Genomic DNA, 25,340 nt, shown 5'->3' with positions numbered 1-25,340 from the left:
TCCCTTTCAGCTGCGTCGGAGGTGGTGGTCACAGGGCGGCGGGGTCGACGTCCACGCCGAGGCCGGGCCCGGACGGCACGGGGAACCCGGTCGCGTCGCCGGGCAGCGGCGCGGTCAGGATCGAGCCGGCCGCCTCGCAGGTGGTGGGCTGGTACTCGAAGAACGCCAGGTTGCCGAGGGCGGCGCTGACGTGGACGCCGGCGGCCAGCGCCACCCCGAGCCCGGTGGAGTGGTGCGGCGCGACCCGGACGTGGTGCGCGGCGGCGAGCTCGGCGATGGACATCAGCTCGGTGATGCCGGTGCGCCCGACATCGGGCTGGACCAGGCCGACGGCGCGGCGGCCCAGCCAGTGGGCGAACTCGTACCTGTTGCGCAGGGTCTCGCCGACGGCGACGGGCAGGTCGGCGCGGCGGACCAGCTCCCTGTGGCCCTCGACGTCCTCGGGGGCGAGCGGCGCCTCCAGGAACAGCGCGCCGCGCTCGGCCAGCCCGCGGGCCAGGCGGACGGCCTGCGGCACGTCGTAGACCCAGTGGGCGTCGACGGCGACGCGCAGCCCCGACGCGGCGACGGCGTCGTACGTGGCGAGGTCCTTCTCGACGCCGTGCCCGAGGTGGAGCTTGACCATGGTGGCGCCCTTGGCGGCCCACTCCCCGGCCAGCTCGGCGCGTTCGGCGTCGGTGGGGCGGGGCAGGCCGCTCACGTACACGGGGACGCTCTCGCGGAAGGCGCCGCCGAGCAGGGAGGCGACGGAGCGGCCGGTGAGGCGGCCGGTGAGGTCCCACAGCGCGATGTCCACGGCGGCGAGCGCGTCGGCCTGGTGGCCGGTGAGGTGGCCGCGCTCGCGCATGAGGCCGGTGAGCTTGTCCCAGAGCGGGCGGATCCGGGTGGGGTCCTCGCCGACGAGCACGGGGGCGAGCAGCTTCTCGACGATCGCGGCGGGCACCTCGGGCGCCACGGGTGCGAGCGCCTCGCCCCACCCGACGGTGCCGTCGTCGGCGGTGATCGAGACGAGCAGCGTCTCGAACCGAGCCGAGTAGAGGCTGCGCCACGGTGGGCGGACGAAGTAGCCCTCCTCCTGCGCGGGTGCGCCGAGGTAGGCGTCACGGTGCCGTAGCTTCACCGGAAAACATCGCACTTGACGGATTTGCGCCATGTGCGTGACCATCCCACATAGTGCAAGCCGATTGCAATGGAGACAGGGTGGCTTCCGATCAGAGCAACAACCAGAGCGTCGAACGGGCGATCTCGGTCCTGCGCGCCTTCCTGACGGGCCGGCCGGAGCTGCGGGTGTCGGACGTCGCCAAGGCCACCGGGCTCGGCGTCTCGACGGCGTCGCGCCTGCTGGCCACGCTGGAGACGCTGGAGTTCGTCGAACGGGACGAGGTCAGCGGCCTCTACCGGCTGGGCACCGCGCCGATCACGCTCGGCGGCGTCGCGCTCAACCAGAACCCGGTGCACCGCGAGGCCCGCCAGGTCGCCCAGGACCTCGCCGCCGCGCTCGGCCTCGGCGTCAACGTGGCGGTGCGGCGCGGCGAGTCGATGTTCTACCTGCTCAACTTCGAGGGCAGGCTGGCGCCGCGGTCCTTCGTGCTGACCGGCCAGCGCAAGCCGCTGTACGCGACGGGCATCGGCAAGTGCCTGCTGCTCGCGCTCACCCCGCAGGAGCGGCGCGAGCTGATCCCCGAGGCGTCGATGCAGCCGTACACATCGCGCACGATCGTCACGCACGAGCGGCTCGACCAGGAGCTGACCGCGGTGCTCGGCCGCGGGTACGCGACCGAGGTGGAGGAGCTGGCGTTCGGCCGGGCCTGCGTCGCGGCCCCCATCCGCGACATGTCGGGCGCGGTGGTGGCGGCGATCTCCATCTCGGGCCCGCTGTCGGCGATCGCCCTGGAGGCGCGCGAGGCCGAACTGGCCCGCACGGTCATCGAGACCGCCGACTCCATCAGCATCGGCCTCGGCTACGTCGGGCCGGTCCACGCCGTCGCGGCGGACACGGCGTGAACCGCCGGCTGACCGACGGCCAGTTCGCCTGGCTGCTCATGGTGCCGGGCCTCGCGCTGTTCCTCGCCATCATCGCCTACCCGCTGGTGTCGGCGCTGGTCACGGGCTTCTTCGAGCAGAGCCTGGTGCTTCCGGGACGCGCGTTCGTCGGACTGGACAACTTCGCCGACCTGCTCGGCGGCGACTTCTGGCCGGTGCTGCGCAACACGCTGGTCTTCACGCTCGGCGCGACGATCGCGCCGTTCGTCATCGGGTACGCGCTCGCCCTGGCGCTCGACGCCGGGCTGCCCGGCTGGCTGCGCGGCGTGTTCCTGTTCCCCTGGGTGATTCCCGGCGTGGTCGTCTCGTTCCTGTGGCTGTGGATCTTCAACGCCAACTACGGCGTGCTGAACGGTCTGCTCGGCACGCACGTGAGCTGGCTCGGCGCGCCTGCCACCGCCATGATCGCGGTGATCGTGACGAAGACCTGGGCGAGCTTCCCGTGGATGATGGTCATGCTGCTCGCGGGCCTGCAGACGATGCCGAAGGAACTGCACGAGGCCGCCTCCGTCGACGGCGCGGGCGCGATCCGCCGCTTCAGGTCGGTGACGGTGCCGCACATGCGGGCGATCGCCGGCATCGCCTTCCTGCTGGAGTTCATCTGGAACTTCCAGCACTTCGACACCATCTACGTCCTCACCGGAGGCGGCCCCGCCGGGGCGACGAAGACGTTCGCCGTGGCCGTCTACGACACCGCGTTCAAGGGCTTCGACCTGGGCCACGCCACCGCGCTCGGCGGCCTGTGGATGCTGTTGCTGCTCGTCCTCATGGCCTTCTACCTGAGGAAGGAGAACGCATGACGGCCACGCTGTCGCGCTCCGTCCCGATCACCCGCGCGCCGCGAGGGCGGAGGCCGCGCTCGCGCGCCGCCGCCTGGGCGGCCGTCGCGGTCATCGGGCTCTTCGGGCTCGCCCCGATCTACTGGCTGGTCGTCACCGCGTTCACGCCGGACGAGCGGGCCTTCACCTTCCCGCCCTCCCTGGTGCCGACCGAGCTCACCTTCGACCACTTCACCAAGCTGGCCGACAACGAGAAGCTGTTCGGCTACCTCGTCAACAGCGTCGTCGTGTCGGTCGTGACGGCCTTCCTCAGCGTCGTGGTGTCGGCGTACATGGCGTACGCGTTCTCCAAGTTCCGCTACCGCGGGCGCAAGTCGCTCATGCACCTCGTGCTCGCCTCCCAGCTGTTCCCCCAGGCGCTGCTGCTCGTCACCCTGTACGCCGTCTTCAGCGCGTCGGGGCTGCTCGGCGGCTACACGTCGCTCATCCTGTCGTTCACGACGTTCACGCTGCCGCTGTGCGTGTGGATGCTGAAGGGCATCTTCGACACGGTGCCGTCCACGCTGATGGAGGCGGCCGCGATCGACGGCGCCTCCCGGTGGCGGACGCTGCACCGGATCGCGCTGCCGCTGGCCGCCCCCGGCCTGGTCGCGGCGGGGCTGTTCGCGTTCGTCCGCGCCTGGAACGACTTCATCTTCGCGCTCACCCTCACCGACCCGGACCGGCAGACCCTGCCCCCGGGCCTGGTGCACACCTATCTCGGGGAGTTCCAAACCGCCTGGCCGGACCTCATGGCCGCGTCCTTCGTCGTCTCGCTCCCGGTCATCGCCGCGTTCATGTTCCTGCAGCGGTACCTGGTCGGCGGGCTGACGGCGGGCGCGGTCAAGGGCTGACCCCCCCCTCCCCACCCCGGAGGAGAGACATGGAAACGCTCAACCGCCGCGCCGCCTTCCGCCTGGCCGGCCTGTCCGCGCTCGGCGCCGCCCTGGCCGCCTGCGCACCCGACGCCGCCGGAGGAGGCGCGCCCAAGGGCGACGCCGCGGCCAAGAGGTTCGGCTTCACCTCGTGGTCGCTGAACGAGGAGGCGCAGAAGGCCGCCGTGCGGGCGACCGTGGACGCGTACGCGGCCAAGCACGGCGTGCGGATCGACACCGCATCGTTCCCGTACAACGAGTACCTCAACCAGGTGACGCTGAAGCTGCGCGGCGGCCAGCTGTCCGGCGCCGTCCAGCTCGACATCTCCTGGCTGGCCGCCCTGGCCGCGATGGGCAAGCTGAAGGACCTCGGCGCGCAGGCCGCCAAGGGCGGCTACACCGACGTCGCGCTGTCCAGCGGCCGGTTCCAGGACAGGCAGCTCGGCCTGCCGTGGACGACCGGCTCGATCGGCCTGGTCGCCAACACCGAGGTCCTGAAGAAGGCGGGCGTCGAGGGCATGCCGGCGACCGTCGAGGAGTTCGAGGACGCCCTGCGCAAGGTGGCCAAACTCGGCGGCGGCATCACGCCGTACGCGGCGGCGACCAAGGCGGCGCAGCTCAAGGACATCCTGCCGTGGATGCGCACGTTCGGCAGCCCCCTGATGGAGGGCGACACGATCACGGTCGGCGACGACGCGTCCGTGGCCGCGGTCGAGTGGTACAAGAAGCTGTACGACGCCAAGCTCATCGCCCCCGACGTCGACCGCTTCGACGCCCGTGCGCTGTTCGCCCAGGGCAAGGCCGCCTTCTACGACGACGCGGTCATCGCGCGGGGCGTCGTGGCCGCGCAGTCGCCCGACAAGTCGCTGACCGAGAAGATGGCGCCGCTCGCCAGGCCCGTGCTCAAGGCGGGCGACCAGCCGCAGGCGCTGCTGTGGGGGCACGTCATCGTGGTCGTCGACGGCGAGGGCTCCGACGCCGCCGCCGATTTCGCCTCGTACGCGACGTCCGACACGGCCACCGTGACGGCGTTCTTCGAGAAGGTGAAGCTGCCGCCCACGACGACGGCGGGCCTGGCCGACCCGAAGGTCGCGGGCGACGCGTTCACCACCGAGTGGACCGAGAAGATCACCAAGACCGCGACGCCGAACCCGTTCTGGCGCTACGCGGGCTACGCCCAGATCGAGACCGCCATCGCCGAGCAGGTGCAGGCCGTGCTCGTCGGGCAGTCGCCGGCCAAGGACGCGCTGGCCAGGGCCGCCGAGACGGCCAAGCCGCTGCAGAAGTAGGACACACCTTCCACCCCCCTCCCCTGAAACGAGGAACGGTGCTCCGTCCAGTCATCCTCACCGCCGCCGCGCTGCTCGCGGCCTCCCTCGCCCCCCTGCCCGCCGCCGCGAGGACGACCGCGCCGTCCGTCGCGGCCGCCACCGCGATCGCCGAGCCCTCCGTCGAGCAGGTGCCCGTCACCGTGGACTCCTCCAACCAGTCCGGCTGGTGGCGTCCGCTCGACTCGTTCGGCGGCACCGACTACTTCGCCTACAACGCCCCCGCCTCCACCGCCGGCCGCCACGAGGTGCACATCGCCTCCCGCGCCGAGGACGGCACCTGGCGCGACGGCTGCCTGCCCGACGCCTCCGGCGCCTGCGTCACGTACGTGGACGACGTCGGGCACAACCAGCCGTCGATCGTCCTGGACGGCGAGGGCGTCATCCACGCCTTCGTCTCCATGCACGGCGACGGCTGGCGCTACTACCGCGCCACCAGGCCCGGCGACGTCACCTCCCTGACCGAGGCGTCCTCCACGCTGCCCGACGCCGGGCTCGGCTTCACCTACCCGGTCACCGCGCGCGGCAAGGACGGCTCCGCGTACGTGATGGTCCGGGCGCACAGGGACGCGGCGGCCGTCCGGGACGGACGCCTGTACCGCTTCGACACCGCCGCCCACGCCTGGAGCCGCGTCGCCGTCATCGCCTCCGGCACCAACTACTCCTTCTACCCCGACGACCTGCAGGTGGACGCCGCCGGGCGGGTGCACGTGCTCTGGGAGTGGGGCCCGTGGCCGGCGACGACGCACCGGCACCTCGGCTCGTACGCCGTGTTCGACCCGGCGGACGGCTCCTGGCGCGACGTCACCGGCGCCGCGCTGACCGTGCCGCTCGCGCCGGGCGCCGGGAACGCCGTCGTCTACCAGCCGTACGAGGACGGCGAGACCATCACCTCGACCAGCCGGGCCGTCCAGAGCGCCAAGCTCGCCGTGTACGGCGACCAGCTCGCCGGCATCGCCTACCGGTACCTGACGGCGCGCTCCGGCAGCACGTTCACCGGCTTCGACGTGCGCTACGCGAGCTGGGACGGCGCCGCGTGGAAGCGGGAGACCGTCCTCGCGCGGGCCGACCACGCCGTGGACAACTCGGCCACGATCGGCGTCACCCGCGCCGGGGCCGTCACCCGGATCTACTTCGTCGCCGAGGCGGGCGGCTGCGGCGGCGTCCGCAGCCAGGTCGTGCGCGCCGAGCGGTCCGGCACCGGGCCGTGGGCGTTCAGCGCGCTCGGCGACGTCCGCCAGGGGCTCCAGCGGCTGCGCGCCCAGCGCTCCGTCAACGGCACCGACCTGCTGTACGTCACCGCGCCCGTCATCGGCGCCCTGTGGCGGGCCACCGTGCCGCGCGACGGCGAGCCGGGAGCGGGCGGGCCGTTCTCGGAGATCGCCGACCGGCTGCTCGCCTCCGGCGCGGGCGGCTTGAACGTCGCGCTGAACGCCTCCGTGACCGTGTCGTCCGTGCTGCGCGCCGGGACCGAGGGCGGCAAGGCCGTGGACGGCCTGTGCTCGGACGACAGCCGGTGGATCTCCGCCGAGGGGGACACCGCGCCGACGATCACCGTGAGGCTCGCCCGCGCGTACCCGATCAGCGAGATCCGGGTGCACTCCGGCTACACCAAGGCGCCCGTCCCCGGCACGGACGTGCTGCGCGACTTCGCCGTCGAGGCGCACACCGCGTCCGGGTGGCAGCAGGTCGCCGCGATCACCGGGAACACCGCGGGCACGGTCCGCGTCCCGGCCTCGGTGACGGCCGACCAGGTGCGCATGTCGATCTCCGACCCGTCCGGCAACGCGCTCGACGTGGCCCGCGTGTACGAGATCGAGGTCGTGTCCCGTGGCTGAGCCCCGCTGGGCGCTGACCGCCCGCCTCGTGGAGCGGCGGGTGATCGGCATCGTCCGCGCGCCGTCGCCGGACGCCGCCGTCGAGGCGGGCACCCGCCTCACGGCGGCGGACGTGACGGCCGTCGAGATCTCGCTGTCCACCCCGGGCGCGCTGTCCGCCGTCACCGCCCTGCGCGCCGCCGCGCCGCCGGGGGCGCTCGTGGGGGCGGGGACGGTGCTCGACGCCTCCCAGGCGGTGCTCGCGATCCAGGCGGGGGCCCGCTTCCTGGTGTGCCCCTCGCTGAGCCGTGAGGTGATCAGGGCCGCGCATCGCCACGGCGTGCCCGTCGCGGCGGGGGCGTCCACGCCCACGGAGATCGTGACCGCCCTGGAAGAGGGCGCTGACCTGGTCAAGCTCTTCCCCGCCTCGCAGAGCTCGCCCCGGGTGCTGCGGGACGTCCTGCAGGCGCTGCCCCACGCGCCCCTCGTCCCGACGGGCGGCGTCACCATCCGTACGGCGTCCGAGTGGATCGCGGCGGGAGCGGTCGCGGTCGGCATGGGCGGCGAACTCACCCGCGCCGCCCCCGCCGACGTCCGCGCCTTCCTGTCCGCCCTGACCTCCCTGGCCCCCTGACCTCCCCGGCCCCCTGACCCTCGGGACGGAACCGGCCGCCTGGAAGACCCCACGGGCCTACCAGGCGGCTCCCGCACAGGCCCTAGGCGAGGACGGCGTCCAGCAGCAGGGAGCCCGCTCCGAGCAGGGCGGCGTCCCGGCCGGCCCGTGCCGGCGCGATCTCCAGGTCGCGCGTGGCCAGCGGCAGGCACCGCTCGTACACGGCGGCCCGGATCGAGGTGATGAGCGGCTCGGCCGCCGACAGGCTGCCGCCCACGGCCACCACGTCGGGGTTGAAGAAGTTCACGAGCACGGTGAGCACCTCGCCGATGCGGCGCCCGGCGGTGCGGACCATGCTGGTCGCCTCCGGCACGGCGTCGTTGACCAGGTCCACGATGCCGGAGGTGTGCCGCACCTCGACGCCCGCGTCGGCCAGCGCGGCGATGAGGGCGGCGCCGCTGGCGTACGCCTCCAGGCAGTCGTGGTGGCCGCAGGCGCAGATCACGGAGGAGTCGGAGCTGACCCGCACGTGGCTGATGTCGCCGGCCGCGCCCCGGCCGCGGTGCAGGCGGCCGTCCACGATGGCGCCGCACCCTATGCCGGTGCCGACCTTGAGCACCATGAGGTTCTCGCGGCCCGGCCAGGAGCGGGCCTCGCCGGCGGCCATGAGGTTGGCGTCGTTCTCGACGAGCACGGGCAGGTCGTAGCGGGCGCGCAGGTGGTCGGCGACGGGGAAGTCGTTCCAGCCGGGCATGCGCGAGGGCGTCACCACGCGTAACGTCGCGGGGTCCACGGGGCCGGGCACGCCGGTCCCGACGCCGCGCAGCGGCACCGACGGCGGCACCCGCTCGGCCAGCAGGCGGTCGAAGGCGTCCGACAGCAGGTCGAGCGTCGCCTCGGGCCCCTCGGCGATCTCGCACGGGACCTCCTCGACGACCAGCGGGGCGCCGCTGAGGTCGAGCAGCCCGAGCCGGGCGTGGTGGGCGCCGAGGTCGGCGACCGCGAGCACGCCGGCGGTCGGCGACAGGCACAGGCGGCGCGGCCTGCGTCCGCCGCGCGAGGTGCCGGAACCCTCCTCGACCAGCAGTCCCGCCTCGATGAGCTCCTCCACGCGCAGCGACACGCTGGACGCCGCGAGGCCCGACAGCCGGGCCAGTCCGGCGCGAGACTCGGCCGCGCCGGTGGCGACGAGCCGTAACAGGTCCCCCTGAGCCCCCTGTACGGGCAGCCGCTGCTTCATGGGAGATGCATACCATCGATCTACTTCCGCCAGCAACGTGTTGACTTCGTACGAAATCCACCATTACGGTCCCCTTTATCTTCGACATCGAAGGAAGTGGACGCTCATGAAGAAGATGCTCGCTGTGCTGGCCGTCTCCGTGTTAGGCCTGACGGCCTGCGGCGAGACGAGCAACACCGCCGTGCCCGCCGTGCCCGGCGAGTCGAAGACCGCCGCTGCCGACGTGCTGGCGAACGCCCCCGTCGCCGAGGCGGCCGCGATCCTGCCCGGCTCGACCATGGAGAAGATCAAGAAGCGCGGTGAGCTCCTCGTGGGCGGCTCGCTCGACGCCCCGCTCCTGTCCCAGCAGAACCCCGCCACGGGTCAGGTCGAGGGCTTCGACGCCGACCTGGGCAAGGCGCTGGCGAAGTACATCCTCGGCGAGCCGAAGGTCAAGATCGTCAACTCGGCGTCCGAGACCCGCGAGGCCCTGCTGTCCAACGGCACCGTGGACGTCGTCTTCCAGACGTACACGATCACCGAGGAGCGCGCCAGGCAGGTCGCGTTCGCCGGTCCGTACTACACCTCGGGCCTGACGATCGCCGTGAAGAAGGGCACGTCCGGCATCACCAAGCCGGAGGACCTGAACGGCAAGAAGGTGCTCGCGGGCGCCAACACCCCGGCCATCCCCGCGATCAAGAAGCTCGCCCCCCAGGCCGAGATCATCACCTTCGGCAGCGACCCCGAGTGCGTGCAGGCCCTCAAGCAGGACCGCGGCGTCGCCTACGTCCAGGACGAGACGCTGCTGATCGCCGACGCCAAGAAGGACCCCTCCATCGAGATCGTCACCAAGCCCTTCACCGTCGACCCGTACGGCATCGGGCTCAAGCACGGCGACGACCAGATGAAGAAGTTCGTCAACGACTGGCTCGGCAAGATCCAGGGCAACGGCGTCTGGCAGGGCATCTGGAAGAACTCCATCGGCACCGTCGTCACCGGCGACGCGCCCCAGCCGCCCAAGATCGGCTCCGTCCCGGGATCCTGATGTCCGTCATCCTCGATCACCTGCCCGAGCTCTGGCAGGGCCTGGTCGTCACGCTCCAGCTCACCGCCGCGTCCTTCCTCGGCGCGGCGGTGCTGGGCGTGGTCGTCACCGCCCTGCGCGTGAGCCCCGTACGCGTGCTGCGCGCCATCGGCACCGCGTACGTGGAGACGTTCCAGAACCTGCCGCTGCTGGTGCTGCTCGTCCTCGCGGTCTTCGGCCTGCCCGAGATCGGCATCCAGGCCGACCTGCTCGTGACGGCGATCGTGGTCATCGCGGTGTACGAGGCGGCCTACATCGGCGAGGCGCTGCGCTCGGGCGTCAACGCCGTCTCCAAGGGGCAGGGCGAGGCGGCCCGGGCCATCGGGCTGACGTTCACCCAGTCGCTGCGGCACGTGATCCTGCCGCAGGCGCTGCGCACGGTCGTCCAGCCGCTCGGCAACATCTTCATCGCCCTGACCATGAACACCGCCCTGGCCGGCGCGGTCGGCGTCATCGACCTCACCGCCGCCGCCAACCGGGTGAACCTGGTCGAGGCGCAGCCCATCCCCATCTTCGTCGGCGCCGGGCTCGCGTACGCGCTGCTCGCCGCCTGCGCCGGCTTCGTGACCGGCCGCCTGGAGAAGAGGCTGGTGGTCCTCAGGTGAGCGCGCCCAGCACCGTCCTGTTCGACGAGCCGGGACCGCGCGCCCGGCGGCGCATGCGGATCGCCACCGTGCTCGGCGCGCTGGCCACCGTGGCGCTCGCGGTGCTCGCCGTGCGGCAGTTCGCCGCCAACGGCCAGCTCGACGCCGCCCGCTGGCAGCCGTACGCGACCTGGCCCATGTGGCGCTACCTGCTGAACGGCCTCGGCTCGACCGCGCTGGCCGCCGTGGTGTCGGCGGCGCTCGCCATGGCGTTCGGCCTCGTGCTGGGTCTCGGGCGCCTGTCGCCGCGGCGGTGGGCGCGCGGGCCCGCCGTCGGCTACGTCGAGGTCGTGCGGACCGTCCCGGCGCTGCTGCTGGTGTACGTGGTGCTGTTCGCGCTGCCCCGGTACGGCCTCGACCTGCCGCTGTTCTGGAAGCTGGTCGTGCCGCTGAGCGTGTCGCACGCGGCGTCGTTCGCCGAGATCTTCCGCGCCGGCATCCTGTCCGTCGAGCGCGGCCAGAGCGAGGCCGGCCTGGCCGTCGGGCTGACCCCGGGGCGCACCATGCGCCTCATCGTGCTGCCCCAGGCGGCCCGGCGGGTGCTGCCCTCGATCGTCAGCCAGTCGGTGGGCCTGCTCAAGGACACCTCGCTCGGCTTCGTCGTCAGCTACACCGAGCTGCTCTACAGCGCCAAGGTGCTGGCCAACTACAACGGGCTGCTCATCCAGACCTACATCGTGGTGGCCCTGGTCTACCTGGTGGTCAACATGTCGCTGTCCAAGCTCGCCCGCACGCTGGAGGCCCGCCAGCGCGCCGTCCTCAGGAGGAGAATCGCCCGTGGTTGACTCCACAGCGCCTGACCCCGCCCCATCGAGTCTCGCCGTCCTCGCCGAGGTCGTGCGCTCCGGCTTCACCGAGAGCGTCCACTACGGCAGCGCCGTCGGCCTGGGCCCGTCGGGCCACGCCGAGGTCGCGCTCGGCCCCGTGGACGCCCCGGTGCTGCCCCGCTCCTCCACCAAGCCCTTCCAGGCGCTGGCCTGCCTCACGGCCGGCGCCGCGCTGGCCGGCCCGCGCCTGGCCATCGCCGCGGGCAGCCACACCGGCGAGGACTTCCACGTACGGGTGGCCGGCGAGATCCTGGCCGACTACGGGCTCGGCTTCGACGCCCTGGCCTGCCCGCCGTCCTGGCCCGAGGACCAGGCCACCGCGCACGGGCTCGTCCGGCAGGGCCTCGGCCCCACCCGCGAGCGCATGAACTGCTCCGGCAAGCACGCCGCCATGCTGGCCGCCTCGGTCGCCAACGACTGGGACGTGCGGTCGTACCTGTCCGCCGACCACCCGCTCCAGCAGCGGGTCCGCTCGGTCACCGAGGAGCTGGCGGGGGAGAAGGCCGCGCACGTGGCCGTCGACGGCTGCGGCGCGCCGCTGTTCGGGCTGTCGCTGACCGGCCTCGCGCGGGCCGTGCGCGCCCTCGTGACCGCCGCCCCGGGCAGCGGGCCGCGCCAGGTCGCCGACGCCATGCGCACCCACCCCGAGTACGTCGGCGGCACCGGGCACCAGAACACCGAGCTGATGCGCGCCCTGCCCGGCGCCCTGGTCAAGGGCGGCGCCGAGGGCGTGCTGGTCGTGGCGCTCGGCTCCGGGCACGCGGTGGCCGTGAAGGTCATCGACGGCAGCCCGCGCGCCACCACGGCCGTCGCCCTGGCCGTCCTGCGACGCATGGGGGTGGACGTGTCGGGCGCCGAGGAGTTCGAACGCGTGGACGTGCTGGGCGGCGGCGTCCCGGTGGGACGGATCGTCACGCCGCTCCGCAGCCCTCGGTGAGGGACCTGGCCGGGGTGTCGGACGACTTGGCCTTCGGGGTCCTGCGCGGCCCCGGGGTGCCCGTCTCGGCCGACGGCGTCGTCCGAGGAGTGGCGGACTCGGTGGCGGCGGCCGGCGTGGGCGTCGAGGTGGCCAGGTCAGCGGCGGTCGGCGCGGGCGTGGCGCTCGCGACCGCGCCGGCCGGGACGCTGCGCGTGGACTCACGGATCGCGTCGTGGGTGATCTGGCGGATCTTCTCCCAGTCGGGGTAGCCGGTGTTGATCAGCGGCGGCACGAACTGCACGCTCGTCACCTTGGCGCCCTTGACCTTCAGCGCCAGCGGCACCAGGTCCTTGAGCATCGGCCGCGGGATGTCGGTGCGGATCAGCTCCTTGGTGGCCAGCGCGATCCGGCGGAACCGGATCAGCACGGTCGCCGGGTCGGCCTGGTCCAGCAGCGCCCCGATCACGCAGCGCTGGCGGCGCATCCGCGTGTAGTCGTCGCTGTTGGTGCGCGAGCGGGCGTACCACATGGCGTCGGCGCCCTTCAGCCTCCGGGTGCCCGCCTTGACCAGGCCCTCGTTGTACTTGCCGAAAACGACGTCCTGCTCGACGTGGATCCGCACCCCGCCGATCGCGTCGATCAGCCGGGCGAAGCCCCACATGTTGACCAGCGCGTACCAGTCGATCTTGAGGCCGAGGGTGTAGCCGATGGTGTCCATCAGCACCCCGGGGCCCTGGTGCTGCCGGCCGCCGAAGATCTCCGGGTGCGCGTCGGCGTACTCCCACACGCTGTTGAGCAGGTCGCTGCGCCCGCCGCCCGGGTCGGGCGGCAGCCGGAAGCCGTCCGGGAAGTGCTGGGCCATCGGCGTGCCCGGCCGGAACCGGACGTCCTCCAGGTTGCGGGGCAGGCTGATGAGCACGGTGTTGCCGGTCCGCACGTCGACGCTGGCCACGTTCATGCTGTCGGTGCGCACGCCGATCCGGTTGTCGTCGGCGTCGCCGCCGAGCAGCAGGATGTTGACCCGCTCGCGGCCCGCCCACGGGTCCTCCGGCCGGGACGAGCCCTGTGCCAGCGGCTCCGGGGTCTCGGGCGCGGTGAAGATGTCGTTGAGGCTCTCCCGGTAGGTCCACACGTTCTGCGCGGTCAGCCCGAACGGGATCACCACCACCACGGCGAGCAGCCCCGCGAGGGTGCCCGCGAGGACCTGACCGCCCTGGGGCAGCCCGCCCGGCCGCAGCACGACGAACGAGTGGACGACGAGGGCGAACCAGGCCACGCTCAGCACCGCCGCGCCGACCGTGATCGACATGAGCCAGGTGTCGTCGCCGGCCAGGTTGCCGAGCAGGTTGTCGGTGGTCAGCGCCACGGCGAGCAGCGCCAGCAGCAGCGCCACGTACAGGCTGAGCAGCACGAGCCCGGTCCTGCGCCACCCGGCCCGCAGGTGCGCGGCTCCGGGGGCGAGCGCCGACAGCGCGAGCCAGCCGAGGACGCCCCAGGCGCTCACCGGTTTCGTTGCCTGCCCCACGCCATCCCCGTTCCCCGTGAACCACTTCGTAGGCCGAATCGAGGCGGCAGCCTACGCGTCGAATGCGAAAAATCTCGTTATGCCGGAGTGAACATCAACAGCCGATTCGCCGTCGGGCTCGGCCGCGCGGCGGCCCGCCTGACGCGGGTGACCGCTCTGCCGGATATTGAACCGCCCCGCCGGGCCCCGCGTCCCCCTCTTCGCCAGGACCGGAGGGTCCGTCCGGGATGCCCATCAAAGCGGTGAAACCCTATGGTGTCTCTTATGTACGAGATCACCGTTCTGCCGATGAAGCCAGACTTCGAGGGCGAGGTCGTCGCCACGCTCGTCTCCCGGCGCACAGGCTCCCGCCGGGCGGTGCTCTACCTGCACGGATTCACCGACTACTTCTTCCAGGACCACCTCGCCGAGCACTACCTCGGCCGCGGCATCGACTTCTACGCCCTCGACCTGCGCAAGTACGGCCGGTCGCTGCTGCCCCACCAGACCAGGGGCCTGGTCAGGAGCGTCACCGAGTACTTCCCGGAGATCGACGAGGCCGTCCGCCTCATCGGCCGCGACCACGACGAGGTGACGATCAACGCCCACTCCACCGGCGGGCTCGTCGCGTCCCTGTGGGCCGACCGGGTCCGCGGCCGCGGCCTCGTCCGGGGGCTCGTCCTCAACAGCCCGTTCTTCGACCTCAACGTGCCCACCCCGCTCCGCGTGGCCGCCGACCTGCTCAAGACGCCGCTCTCGTACAGCAAGAGGGCGCTGCCGCTGCCCCCCAGCACCGTGTACGGCCGCACCCTGCACCGCTCCGAGGGCGGCGAGTGGGACTACGACCTGGAGCTGAAGCCGCTCGGCGGGTTCCCCGTGCACGCCACGTGGCTGGCCGCGATCCGCCGCGCGCAGCGCCGCCTGCACGCCGGGCTGTCCGTGGACGTGCCCGTGCTCGTGCTCGCCTCGTCCCGGGGACTGCGGGTGCGCGACCTCGTCCCCGAGGCCAGGTCGGCCGACGTCGTCCTCGACCCCGAGCACATCGCCCGCTGGTCCACCTGCGTGGGCCCGCACGTCACGTGCGTGCGCGTGCCCGACGGCGTCCACGACCTGGTGCTGTCGGCCGAGCCGGTGCGCGAGCGCGTGTTCGCCGAGATCGACCGCTGGATGGACGCGTACGTCACCGCGCCCCTTCGGGACGCTCACCAGGGGAACGCGAACAAGCCGTAATAGGCGGCCGCCACCAGCAGCAGCCCCGTGCCGCCCAGCACGCCGGCCATCGCCACGTGCTGCCAGCGGCTCGGCCGCATCCCCTCGCGCAGCGCGGACACCACCGCCGCGACCGCGGTCACCTCCTGCACGAGCATCAGCGCGGCCAGCACCCGCACGATCACCCAGCCGGCCAGCACCGCCGGCCACGCCCCGGCCTGGTTGACCGCGAACAGCACCAGCACCGTGATGAACAGCACCACCGAGGCCAGCAGCCCCAGCCCCGTCCACGCCATCCTGGTCAGCCGCCGCCTGATCGGCGGCCACAGCCGCGCGTCGGTCTCGCCCAGCGCGAGCGGCCCGCCGCGCAGCCGTACGAGCATGACGGCGACCGGCCCGGCCACGTAGCCGACCGCGGTCAGGCACAGCGTCAGCCCGAGCATCGCGCCGCCCGCGTACCACGGCGCGGCCGGCACGTCCGCCGCCTCGAAACGCTGGACCGGCGTCGCGCCCGCCAGGTGCACCGGCGGGACCGCCGTACCGGGCAGGCCGATGATCCAGTTGGCCATCGTGTCCAGGTAGCCGGGGGTGAAGTCGCCGCCGTTGATCCGCATCGCGTGGTCGCCGCCGGCCATGAACCGAATGGTGTAGCGGTTGTTGCCCGACTCCGTCAGCGCCGTGGTCAGCGCCCGCGTCGACTCCACGAACGGGATCGACGGGTCCTGCGTGCCGTAGAAGGCCAGCACCGGCTGCCTGATCTGGCGCAGCGCCGGCATCGCGTCGTAGCGCAGGAAGTCGAAGCCCACCCCGCCCATGGCCCGGGTCAGCAGGTCGCGCACCCCGATCGGCGCGCGCAGCCGCAGGAGCTGCTCGTTCAGCGCCCACGCCACCTGCCGCAGCGGGGAGACGTTCGGCGAGGACACCAGCACCGCGAACCCCACCGCCGGGCTCTTGGCCGCCGCGATCGGCACCACCCAGCCGCCCTCGCTCACGCCCCACAGCCCGATCCGCGACGGGTCCACGTCCGGCCGCTTGGCCAGCAGCTCCACCATGCGCAGCGTGTCGTCGGCCAGCAGGCCGAAGTCGCGGTCGCGGAAGTTGTAGCCCACCGTCCGCTTGTCGTAGGCCAGCGTCACCACGCCCGCCCGGGCCAGGAACTCGGCCTGCGGCGTGAACTCCGTCCGCGACCCGTTGCCCGACCCCGACACGAACACCAGCGCCGGATGCCGCCCCGGCGTCAGCGGCGCCCGCACGGTGCCCTCCAGGCTCTGGCCCTCGGCCGGGACCGTCACGCTCTGCTCGGCGAAGCGCGCGTGCCGCGCCACGGGACGCAGCTCGCCGCGCGGCTGCGCCGGGATCGCCTGGAAGGCGTGGTCGGCCTGGAGCGGCGGGGGGTCGAACGCGGGAGGCAGGACGTAGCCGACGCACGCCAGAACCACCAGCACCAGACCGGCGGCGACGCTCAAGGTGCCACGGCCCGCGCCCATCGGCCTCCCCATGTGCGTTGGTTTGCCCGCTGATCTTCCAGCCTACTCCCGGGTTCTGTGGCGTATGAGGCCGCATTTGTCGGTGGGAACTGTTAGCTTCCTGCGACATGCGGATCCTGCACACCTCCGACTGGCACCTCGGGCGCTCCTTCCACCGGGAGAGCCTGCTGGAGGGGCAGGCGGCGTTCGTCGACCACCTGGTCGAGACCGTGCGCGCCGAGCGGGTCGAGGTGGTCGCGGTGTCCGGCGACGTCTACGACCGGGCGCTGCCCCCGGTCGACGCGGTCTCCCTGTGCAACGAGGCGCTGGCCCGCCTGCGGTCCGCCGGTGCGCGCGTGATCCTCATCAGCGGCAACCACGACTCGGCGCGGCGCCTCGGGTTCGGCGCCTCGCTGTTCGACGCCTCCGGCGTCCACCTGCGCACCGACCCGGCCCGCGCCTGGGAGCCGGTGCTCGTCGACGACGTCGCCTTCTACGGCATCCCCTACCTGGAGCCCGAACTGGTCCGCACCCCCTGGGAGCTGGACGAGCGCAGCCACACGGCGGCGCTGACGTACGCGATGCGGCGCGTGCGCGCCGACGCGGCCCGCCGCCGCGCCTCGGTCGTCCTCGCGCACGCCTTCGTCACCGGGGGAGAGGCGAGCGACAGCGAGCGCGACATCACCGTCGGCGGCGTCGCCCACGTGCCGCTCACCGCGTTCGACGGGGTGAGCTACGTCGCGCTCGGCCACCTGCACGGCCGCCAGCGCATGTCCGAGACCGTCCGCTACTCCGGCTCGCCGCTGGCCTACTCCTTCTCCGAGGCCGACCACGTCAAGGGCTCGTGGCTGGTGACGATCGGGGCCTCGGGGGCCGTGGACGGCGCCGAGTTCGTGGCGGCGCCGGTGCCCCGGCCGGTGGCCCGCCTGCGCGGCCTCCTCGACGACCTGCTCGCCGCTCCTTCCCTCGCCGTCCACGAGGACCACTGGCTGCAGGTCACCCTCACCGACCCGGTGCGGCCCAAGTCCGCCATGGACCGGCTGCGCGCCCGCTTCCCGCACACGCTCGCCCTGTCCTTCGACCCGGTCGGCGCGGCGCCCGCCGCCGCGCCCGTGCGGCTCAGCGGCCGTCCCGAGGCGGAGGTCGCGCTCGACTTCGTCCGCGAGGTGCGCGGCGAGCCCGCCGGCCCCGACGAGGAGGAGCTGCTGAGACAGGCCGTCGAGGCGTCGCGGATGAAGGAGGCGATGGCGTAGATGCGTCCGCACCTGCTCTCCCTGACCGCCTTCGGCTCGTTCCCCGGCACGGAGACCGTCGACTTCGACGCGCTCGCCGAGGCGGGCCTGTTCCTCGTGCACGGGCCCACCGGCGCGGGCAAGACCACCATCCTCGACGCGCTCTGCTTCGCCCTGTACGGCCAGGTGCCCGGCCAGCGCAACAGCGCCCGGGCCCTGCGCTGCGACCACGCCCCGCCCGGCACGGGCCCGTCGGTCACGCTGGAGGTCACCATCCGGGGCCGCCGGCTGCGCGTGCGCCGCTCGCCGGCCTGGCAGCGTCCCAAGCTGCGCGGCACGGGCGTCACCGAGGAGAAGGCCAAGGTGGTGGTGGAGGAGCGGGCCGGCGGCGGCTGGCAGGGGCTCACCACCCGCTCCGACGAGGCCGGCGACCTCATCGGGGGGCTGCTCGGCATGAACGCCGACCAGTTCTGCCAGGTCGCCATGCTGCCCCAGGGCGACTTCGCCCGCTTCCTGCGCGCCGACGGCGACGACCGGCGCCGGCTGCTGGAGCGCCTGTTCACGGTCAAGGTGTTCACGCAGGCGGAGTCGTGGCTGGCCGAGCACCGCAAGCAGACGTGGCGGGAGCAGGTCGAGCTGCGGCAGCAGGTGGACTACGCGATCCAGCGCCTCCAGGAGGCCGCCGGCCCCGACCTGCCGACGCCCGCGACCGCCACCCAGGAGCCCACACCCGACCCCGCCTCCATGAACGGCCCCGACCCCGCCTCCATGGACGGCCCCGACCCCGCCTCCATGGACGGCCCCGACCCCGCCGCCGTGGACGGCCCCGACGCCGCCTACAAGGACGGCCCCGACCGCCCGAGTGACGCCACCAACTCCCGGATCAACGTCCCCTCCCCAAGGGCCCCCGTCCTCTCCCCGGCGAGGCCCGCGTCCGAGGCCGGCGCGACGACCGGCGCGACCCCGGCTTCGTCCTCGGCCGCGACCCCGGCTTCGTCCCCGCCGTCGCCCGAGAGCGACCCGCTGGGCTGGGCGGGAGCCCTGCTCGACGCGGCCCGCGCCGTCGTGTCCCGTACCGGCGCCGGCCACGCCGAAGCGGAACGCGCGCTCAGAGCGGCCCGCACCCGCTACGAGCAGGCCGCCGCCCTCGCCGCCCGTCAGCGCCGCCACGCCGAGGCGCTGACGATGCGCCGCACCCTCGACGAGCGCGCCGACGAGCGGGCCGAGCTCCAGGCGATCCTGGACGACGCGCTGCGCGCGGACCGCGTCCTGCCGCTCATCACGGCCGCCCGCCAGCGCGCCGAGGCGGCCGCCAAGGCCCGCGCCCTCGCCGCCGACGCCCTGGCCCGCGCCCGCCCTCTCCTGCACCCCACGTCCGCCACGTCCGCCGGCGCCCGTACGGGGGAGAGCACCGCACGACACGACGGCCTCTCCATGGGTCACGCGGACGACGCGCGCCGAGAGGGCGTCCCGAGCGGTCACGGCGACACCTCGGAGAGACCGGCCCAAGCCACCCCCACTCCGCTCGGCATGGTGGAGCCGGAGCGGCTGGCCACGCTCGAACGGGAGCGGCAGGCGGAGATCGCGCGCCTGTCCGAGCTGCTCACCGAAGAGGCCAGGCTGCTGGTGGTCCGCCGCGACCTGACCCGCGTCGAAGGCGAACTCGCCCAGCTCGTCACCGAGGAGGAGAGCACGACGGCCAGGCTGGCGACGTTGCCCGCCCTGGTGGAGGCGGCCGAGTCCAGGCTCGCCTCCGCGCGCCTGGACGCCGCCCGCGTCCCGGCCGCCGAAGCCGTGCGCGCCTGCGCCGCCGAGCTCATCGGCGTCGACCGCGACCACGTCCGGGTGGGCGACGACATCGCCCGGCTGGAGCGGCAGGCGGCCGAGGTGGCCGCCGCCGAGAGCGAACTGCCCGCACGGCTCGCCCACGCCCACGAACGGCTCACCGCGACGCGGGCCGAGGCGGCGGCGATCCCGGCCGCGAGCGCCGCGCTCGACGCCGCGAGGGCGTCCCGCGACACGGTCCGGCGCCGCGACGCGCTCGCGGCCGAGATCGAGGCGGCCTCCGCCACCCGCCAGGCGCTCGTGGACCGGGCCCAGGAGCTGCGCGAACGCTGGCTCGACATCCGCCAGGCCCGCATCGACGGCATGGCCGCCGAGTTGGCCCGCGACCTGACCGAGGGCCGTCCCTGCGCGGTGTGCGGCTCCGACCACCACCCCGCGCCCGCCTCACCCGCGCCCAGCGCCCCGTCACCCGACGACGAACGTGCCGCCGAGAGCGCCCACGAACGCGCCCTCGCCGAGCGGGAGGCGGCCGAGCGCGCGCTGGCCACCCTCCAGTCCCGCCACGCCGACGCGGCCGAGGCCACGCACGGGCTGGACCTCGACGCCGCCGAGTCGGCCGTCCGGGAGGCGGAGCAGGAGGTGGCGCGTCTGGAGGCGCTCGCCGCCCAGGAGCCGGGGCTGGCCGCCGCGTACGAGCGGATCGAGGCCGAACGCGACCGGGTGCGGGAGCGGTCCCGGGAGCTGGGCGAAGCGCTGGCCGCCCGTCGCGCCCACCAGAGCCGTCTGCGCGCCGAACACACCCGTCTGGCCGCCCGCCTCCTCCAGAGCGACCTGACCGTCCTCGCCCCCTTCCGCCGGGCGATCCCCGAGGGGCTGTCCGGCGCACACCAGGAGGAGACACCCGACACCGTCTCCGAACCGGGCGCGATCTGGGACGCGGACGCGTACTCGCGAGAGGACGCGTCGTCACAAGCGGGCGCGCCCTCCCAGGGTGGCGCGTCTTTGGACGGAGGGGCGCTCTCGGATGGTGGCGCGTCCTCGGGTGAGGCGTCGTCGCAGGGTGGCGCGTCTTTGCGTGGAGGGGCGTTCTCGCGGGGTGGCGCGCCCTCGCTCGGCGACGCGACTTCGCGTGAGGGTGGGTTCTCGGATGGTGGCGCGTCCTCGGGAGAGGCGTCGTCGCAGGGTGGCGCGTCTGCGCGAGAGGTCGCGTCCGCGCGAGAGGCCGCGTTCTCGCTCGGCGATGCGACTTCACGAGGGGATGCGGCCTCGTGGGGAGACATGGAGGGTTCGCAGCAGACGGAGTTTTCGCAGGGCGGGGAGCTTCCGCCGGAGGTCGGGGCCGCCGCGCTCGCCGAGGCCGAGGAGGCGGTGCGGCGGTTGCGGGCGTCGGCGGGGCGGGAGCCCGCGCTGGCGGCTGAGGCGGCGAGGCTGGCGCGCGAGCGGCTGGAGCTGGAAGAGCGCGCCCGCCGGGTCACCGCGCGCCTGGCCGCGGGCCGTACCCGGCAGGAGGAGCTGAGCGGCGACGCGGCGCGGCTGACCGCCCGGCTCGACAGCGCGCGCGGCGGCGACGCGACACTCACCGCGCGCCTGTCCCGGCTGAACGACGAGGCCGAACTGCTCCGCGAGGCGCTGGAGGCGACCCAGCGGGCCGCCATCGCCGAGCGGGAACGCGCCGAGGCGGCGGGCGCCGCGGAGCGGGCGGCGGCCGAGGCCGGGTTCGGCGACGCGGCCGAGGCGGCCGGCGCGGCCCGCCCCCTGGCCGAGCAGGAACGCAGGGCAGAGGCGCTGCGGCGGCTGGACGACGAGTACGCGGCGGTCACCGCGACCCTCGCCGACCCCGAGCTGGTGGCCGCGGCGGCCGAGCCAGTTCCCGACCTGGAGACCCTGGAGGCCGAGCGCGACGAGGCCGAACGCGCCCACACCGCCCTCGCGTCGGCCCGCGACCGGGCGGAGGCGAGGCAGCGGCGGCTGCGCGAGCTGATCGCGGAGCTTGAGGCGGACCTCGACCGGTGGCGTCCGGCCGCCGAGCGGCACCGGCTGGCCGAGCGCCTGGCCGCCCTGGCCAGCGGAACGTCCGGTGACAACCGGTGGAGCATGAGCCTGTCGTCGTTCGTGCTGGGGGAGCGGCTCAGGCAGGTGGTCGACGCCGCCAACGAACGGCTCGACCACATGTCGGCCGGCCGCTACCTCCTCCAGCACGACCTGCGCAAGACGGCCGGCGCGCGGGGGCGCTCGGGCGGTGGGCTGGGGCTGCGGGTGTCCGACGGATGGACGGGCGTGGACCGCGACCCGGCCACGCTGTCCGGCGGCGAGAGCTTCATCACCTCGCTCGCGCTGGCGCTCGGGCTGGCCGACGTGGTCACGGCGGAGGCGGGCGGGGCGGAGATCGGCACGCTGTTCGTGGACGAGGGGTTCGGCACGCTGGACGAGGACACGCTCGACGGGGTGCTCGACATCCTCGACGGGCTGCGCGACGGGGGGCGCGCGGTGGGCATCATCAGCCATGTCGCCGAGCTGCGCAGCCGCATCCCGGCCCAGCTCAAGGTCACCAAGTCCCGCACCGGCTCGACGCTCACGGCGCACGTCTCCTCGCTCGCCTGAGGGCCGATCGCCTCCCGCCGGCTGGCGGTCTCCGCGTGGTGGGCGCCGGAAGAGCCGGGTCGGATAAGGTCCCCCGGCTCGTGCGTCCCGGCGGCGTCGGCGTCAAGGGTCCCGGTCGGTCGCCGTCCGCCAGGGGCGGTCGCCGTCCGCCGGGGGCGGTCGCGGTCTTTCTGGGTCGGGTGCCCTGGCGTGGTCGGCGTCGAGGGGTCGGGGCGGGTGTCATGGCGTCGTCGGTGTCGAGGGGCTGGGTCGGTCGCCGTCTGCCGCGGCGGGTGTCCTGGCGTGGTCGGTGTCGAGGGGTCGGGGCGGGTGACCGGTGGGTCGGTGCGCATCGGTGACATCGCCGGTCCCGCGCCGTCCCGCACAGCGGGCCTTTATCGGACGGCCGGTCCGCGTGACACTCTGGTCATGTCGGCCCCCCGCCCCGCCACCCGCCCACCCGCCGCCCTGTGCGGTCGCGCCGAGGAGGAGGACGCCGTACGGCGGATCCTCGACCGAGCGCGTCACGACGACGGCGGCGCGCTGGCGCTGCTCGGCCCGCCGGGAATCGGCAAGACCGCCGTGCTCGACCTGGCCGTCACCCTGGCGGGAGGCTTCACCGTGCTGCGGGCGCGCGGGGTCCCGCAGGAGACGCGGCTGGCGCTCGCCGGGCTGCACGCGCTCCTGTGGCCGGTCGCGGACCGCGTCGGGGCGCGCGTGCTGAGAAGGGCGCTCAGCCTGGGGGTGGCCGGCGGCGGGCTGGCGTTGCGGGCCGCGTTCCTGGAGTTCCTGCGCGAGCTGGCCACGGTGGAGCCGGTGCTGGTCTGCGTCGACGACGCGCACCTGCTCGACGAGGACAGCCGCGGGGTGCTGTCGTTCGCGGCCAGGAGGTTGGCGGGCGAGCGGATCGCGGTGCTGTTCGCCGCGCGCGAGGACGCCGGCCTGCCCGACGACGTTCCGGCGCGCGTGCTGGCCCCCCTGGACCGCACGGCGAGCCGGGCGCTGGCCGACGGGCTGCTGCCCGGCCGGCTCTCGGACGACCTGCACGCCTGCCTCGACCGGGTCGCCCGCGGCAACCCGCTGGCCCTGCGCGAGCTCGTCGAGTCGCTGACCCCCGACCAGGTCGCGGGCCTGGCCGCACCGCCCGACCGTGTCCCGGCAGGGGGACGGCTGCACCGCGCTCACGCCGGCCGCCTGGCGTGCCTGCCGGCGGACACCAGGTTCGTGCTCCTGCTGCTGGCGGCCCATCCCCCTCTCGACACCGCGACGCTGATCCGGGCCGCCGAGCCCGCGGACGCCCCGGCCGTGCTCGTTCCCGCCGAACGGGCCGGCGTGGTGCGCGCCGAAGGGGAGCGGTACGTCTTCGCCGACGACATGGTGCGCGACGTCGCGTACGCCGAGGCGCCTCTCACCCGCAGGCGGGACGCCCATCGCCTCCTCGCGGGCCTGTTCGGCCAGGGACACGACCGGCTCGCCGGAGCATGGCACCGCGCCGCCGCGCTCGACGGGCCGCCCGAACGGCTGGCCGCCGAGCTGGCGGCAGCCGCCTCCGCCGTCCCGCACGGCGCTCACCCCGGCGGCCGGCCCGGGAGCCACCCCGGTCCCTCGCTCGCGTTCGAACGGGCCGCCGAGCTCACCGGGCACCCGGAGCGCAGGGCGGAGTGGCTCGCCGCGGCGGCCCACCACGCGTGGACGGCCGGCGACCCGCGACGGGCGGCGTCCCTGCTGTCCCGGCTGCGCGGCCCCGTGGTCCCGGAGACGTCGCGGGCCCGTGCCGAGCTGATGCGCGGACGGCTGGAGCTGATCAGCGGGCCGGCCGGCAGCGCCTGCGGCAAGCTCCTGGCCGCGGCCGCGCACCTGCTGGAAGGCGACCGGGACGCCGGGGTCAAGGCGCTGGTCCACGCCGCGGAGGCCAGCTACCGGGCCGGCGACCTGCGCACGTTCCTGGCCATCGCCGGGCAGGCGGCGGTGCTGCGGCGCGCGGACGACTGCCCGGCGGCGCAGTTGATGTTCGAGTACCTGGACGGGATGGCGGCGACGTTCAGCGGCCGGCACGAGGACGCCGCCGCGCCGCTGCGCAGGGTCGTGGAGCTGGCGCCGGCGGTGCGGAGCCCGACGAAGCTGGCCTGGGCGTGCGTGGCGAGCCTGCTGCTCGGCGAGGACGCCGCGGCGCTCGAACTGTCGAGCCGGGCCGTCGACACGGCCCGCCGGCGCGGCGCGGTCTCCGTCATGCCCCGGCTGCTGGAGGCGATGATCCAGGCTCATCTCTCGCTGGGCCACTACTCCTCGGTCGCGGCCCACGCCGCGGAGGGGCTGCGGCTGGCCCGGTCCTCGGGGCAGCTCAACACCGCCGCCCAGCACCTGGCGTGGCTGGCGCTGACGGCGGCCGTCCAGGGCGACGCGCAGAGCTGCCGCGACCACGCCCACGCCGCCATCGACCTGGCCGACGTCAACGGCCTGGGCATCACCACCACCCTCGGCAACTGGGCGCTGGCTCATCTGGACCTGGCCGCCGGACGCCCCGCCGACGCGGCGGCGCGGCTGCGCGGCCATCGCGGCAACGACCATGTCGTCATCCGGGTCATGGCCAGCCCCCAGTTCGTCGAGGCGGCCGCGCGCACGGGCGACGTCGAGCGGGCCGGGGCCGCGCTGCGGGTGCTGGACCGCTGGGCCGGCAGCACCCGCAGCGCCGACCGGCTGGCGCTCGTGGCGCGCTGTCGCGCCCTGCTGGCGTCGCCCGCCGAGGCCGACGAGCTGTTCCAGGAGGCTCTGGAGCTGCACCGGCAGGGTTTGTGCCGGTTCGAGACGGCCCGCACCCAGTTGCTGTACGGCGGAGCCCTGCGCAGGCAGCGCCGGCCCGGCGCCGCGAGGGAGCACCTGCACGGTGCGCTGGAGACCTTCCAGCGGTTCGGCGCGCGGCTGTGGGCGGAGCGGGCGCGTGAGGAGCTGCGCGCCTCGGGGGAGACCGTCGCGCCCGCCCGCTCCGCCGGGGCCCCCGAGCAGGTGCTGACCGCGCAGCAGTTGCAGATCGCCCGGCTGGTGGCGGAGGGCGCGACCAACCGGGAGGTGGCCGCGCGGCTGTTCCTCAGCCCGCGCACCATCGATCACCACTTGAGGAACGTCTTCGTCCGGCTGGGGGTGCGCTCCCGCGTCGAGCTGGCCCGCCTGCTCGCGTGAGTCGCGCGTGAGACGCCGGCCCGCCTGCTCCCGTGAGTCACCGGGGAGACGCCGCCCGCCTGGTCGCGTCAATCGCCTGTGAGACGCCTGCCCGCCTGCGTGGCCGCGAGACCGGCGATTCCGCCGATGCGGGGTTTGACCGGCGATCCGACAATCTCCACGGAAAGCGGTTGACCCCCCAGCGAACGGAGTCCCCACGT

Annotated in this window: 18 protein-coding genes; 14 read left to right on the top strand and 4 right to left on the bottom strand. The window is 74.2% G+C overall.

The window, feature by feature from the left end; genetic code table 11:
• Positions 1 to 28: 28 nt before the first annotated feature.
• Entirely contained in the window at positions 29 to 1,120 is a 1,092-nt protein-coding gene (locus HT134_RS28735) for a mandelate racemase/muconate lactonizing enzyme family protein (RefSeq protein WP_217708507.1), read from the bottom strand.
• A gap of 80 nt (positions 1,121 to 1,200) precedes the next feature.
• Here HT134_RS28735 and HT134_RS47790 point away from each other — a divergent pair, with 80 nt between their 5' ends.
• The 6 genes from HT134_RS47790 to HT134_RS28705 are packed head-to-tail and all read left to right on the top strand — an operon-like array spanning position 1,201 to position 7,515.
• Positions 1,201 to 2,004, top strand: a complete 804-nt coding sequence (locus HT134_RS47790) for an IclR family transcriptional regulator (RefSeq protein ID WP_175603589.1) — start codon at positions 1,201 to 1,203, stop codon at positions 2,002 to 2,004.
• Entirely contained in the window at positions 2,001 to 2,843 is an 843-nt protein-coding gene (locus HT134_RS28725; protein ID WP_217708506.1) for a carbohydrate ABC transporter permease, read from the top strand. Before HT134_RS47790 ends, HT134_RS28725 begins: the two co-directional genes overlap by 4 nt.
• Positions 2,840 to 3,715, top strand: coding sequence for a carbohydrate ABC transporter permease (locus tag HT134_RS28720; RefSeq protein ID WP_175603588.1), 876 nt, complete (start codon positions 2,840 to 2,842; stop codon positions 3,713 to 3,715). Before HT134_RS28725 ends, HT134_RS28720 begins: the two co-directional genes overlap by 4 nt.
• 29 nt (positions 3,716 to 3,744) lie before the next feature.
• Positions 3,745 to 5,025, top strand: coding sequence for an ABC transporter substrate-binding protein (locus HT134_RS28715; protein ID WP_175603587.1), 1,281 nt, complete (start codon positions 3,745 to 3,747; stop codon positions 5,023 to 5,025).
• Positions 5,026 to 5,063: 38 nt separating this feature from the next.
• Positions 5,064 to 6,902 (top strand): BNR-4 repeat-containing protein, encoded by a 1,839-nt coding sequence (locus HT134_RS28710; protein ID WP_175603586.1) that lies wholly within the window; start codon positions 5,064 to 5,066, stop codon positions 6,900 to 6,902.
• The gene (locus HT134_RS28705) at positions 6,895 to 7,515 is read left to right on the top strand and encodes a bifunctional 4-hydroxy-2-oxoglutarate aldolase/2-dehydro-3-deoxy-phosphogluconate aldolase (RefSeq protein ID WP_217708505.1); all 621 of its coding nucleotides are present in this window, start codon (positions 6,895 to 6,897) and stop codon (positions 7,513 to 7,515) included. The genes HT134_RS28710 and HT134_RS28705 overlap by 8 nt, the downstream gene beginning before the upstream one ends.
• 82 nt (positions 7,516 to 7,597) lie before the next feature.
• Here HT134_RS28705 and HT134_RS28700 read toward each other — a convergent pair whose 3' ends face one another.
• Positions 7,598 to 8,734: an ROK family protein gene (locus HT134_RS28700; protein ID WP_175603585.1), complete on the bottom strand. Its 1,137-nt coding sequence runs from the start codon at positions 8,732 to 8,734 to the stop codon at positions 7,598 to 7,600.
• Between the two features lie 106 nt (positions 8,735 to 8,840).
• Between HT134_RS28700 and HT134_RS28695 the strand changes: the two genes are divergently transcribed.
• Genes HT134_RS28695 through HT134_RS28680 form a run of 4 tightly spaced genes read left to right on the top strand, consistent with a single transcriptional unit; the run spans position 8,841 to position 12,205 of the window.
• Complete coding sequence (locus HT134_RS28695) at positions 8,841 to 9,758, top strand: glutamate ABC transporter substrate-binding protein (protein WP_175603584.1); 918 nt, start codon at positions 8,841 to 8,843, stop codon at positions 9,756 to 9,758.
• Positions 9,758 to 10,402 carry an amino acid ABC transporter permease gene (locus tag HT134_RS28690; RefSeq protein WP_175603583.1) on the top strand — a complete coding sequence of 215 codons (645 nt, stop codon included), beginning with the start codon at positions 9,758 to 9,760 and terminating at the stop codon, positions 10,400 to 10,402. The genes HT134_RS28695 and HT134_RS28690 overlap by 1 nt, the downstream gene beginning before the upstream one ends.
• On the top strand, positions 10,399 to 11,226 hold the full coding sequence (locus tag HT134_RS28685; protein WP_312888510.1) for an amino acid ABC transporter permease: 828 nt from the start codon (positions 10,399 to 10,401) through the stop codon (positions 11,224 to 11,226). The genes HT134_RS28690 and HT134_RS28685 overlap by 4 nt, the downstream gene beginning before the upstream one ends.
• Positions 11,219 to 12,205, top strand: coding sequence for an asparaginase (locus HT134_RS28680; protein WP_175603582.1), 987 nt, complete (start codon positions 11,219 to 11,221; stop codon positions 12,203 to 12,205). Before HT134_RS28685 ends, HT134_RS28680 begins: the two co-directional genes overlap by 8 nt.
• Here the strand turns inward: HT134_RS28680 and HT134_RS28675 are convergent.
• Complete coding sequence (locus tag HT134_RS28675; protein WP_175603807.1) at positions 12,180 to 13,691, bottom strand: LCP family protein; 1,512 nt, start codon at positions 13,689 to 13,691, stop codon at positions 12,180 to 12,182. The two genes, HT134_RS28680 and HT134_RS28675, sit on opposite strands and share 26 nt — an antisense overlap.
• A 309-nt stretch (positions 13,692 to 14,000) precedes the next feature.
• Between HT134_RS28675 and HT134_RS28670 the strand changes: the two genes are divergently transcribed.
• Positions 14,001 to 14,921 (top strand): alpha/beta hydrolase, encoded by a 921-nt coding sequence (locus tag HT134_RS28670; protein WP_246365700.1) that lies wholly within the window; start codon positions 14,001 to 14,003, stop codon positions 14,919 to 14,921.
• On the opposite strand, the gene HT134_RS28665 is transcribed toward HT134_RS28670, so the two are convergent.
• On the bottom strand, positions 14,894 to 16,387 hold the full coding sequence (locus tag HT134_RS28665) for an alpha/beta hydrolase family protein (RefSeq protein ID WP_175603580.1): 1,494 nt from the start codon (positions 16,385 to 16,387) through the stop codon (positions 14,894 to 14,896). The two genes, HT134_RS28670 and HT134_RS28665, sit on opposite strands and share 28 nt — an antisense overlap.
• 107 nt (positions 16,388 to 16,494) lie before the next feature.
• Between HT134_RS28665 and HT134_RS28660 the strand changes: the two genes are divergently transcribed.
• From HT134_RS28660 to HT134_RS28650, 3 genes are all read left to right on the top strand, one after another.
• Positions 16,495 to 17,619, top strand: a complete 1,125-nt coding sequence (locus HT134_RS28660) for a metallophosphoesterase family protein (RefSeq protein ID WP_175603579.1) — start codon at positions 16,495 to 16,497, stop codon at positions 17,617 to 17,619.
• Entirely contained in the window at positions 17,620 to 21,984 is a 4,365-nt protein-coding gene (locus HT134_RS28655) for an AAA family ATPase (RefSeq protein ID WP_175603578.1), read from the top strand.
• Between the two features lie 408 nt (positions 21,985 to 22,392).
• A complete protein-coding gene (locus HT134_RS28650) occupies positions 22,393 to 25,140 on the top strand; it encodes a helix-turn-helix transcriptional regulator (RefSeq protein WP_175603577.1) in 2,748 nt (915 codons plus the stop codon).
• The last annotated feature ends 200 nt before the right edge of the window (positions 25,141 to 25,340 follow it).

Origin of the sequence: Nonomuraea rhodomycinica (genome assembly GCF_013363995.1) — a bacterium.
In the GTDB taxonomy this organism is placed as follows: domain Bacteria; phylum Actinomycetota; class Actinomycetes; order Streptosporangiales; family Streptosporangiaceae; genus Nonomuraea; species Nonomuraea rhodomycinica.
Note: the sequence above shows the minus strand (reverse complement) of the source record. Positions and strands in the feature narration are given on the sequence as shown.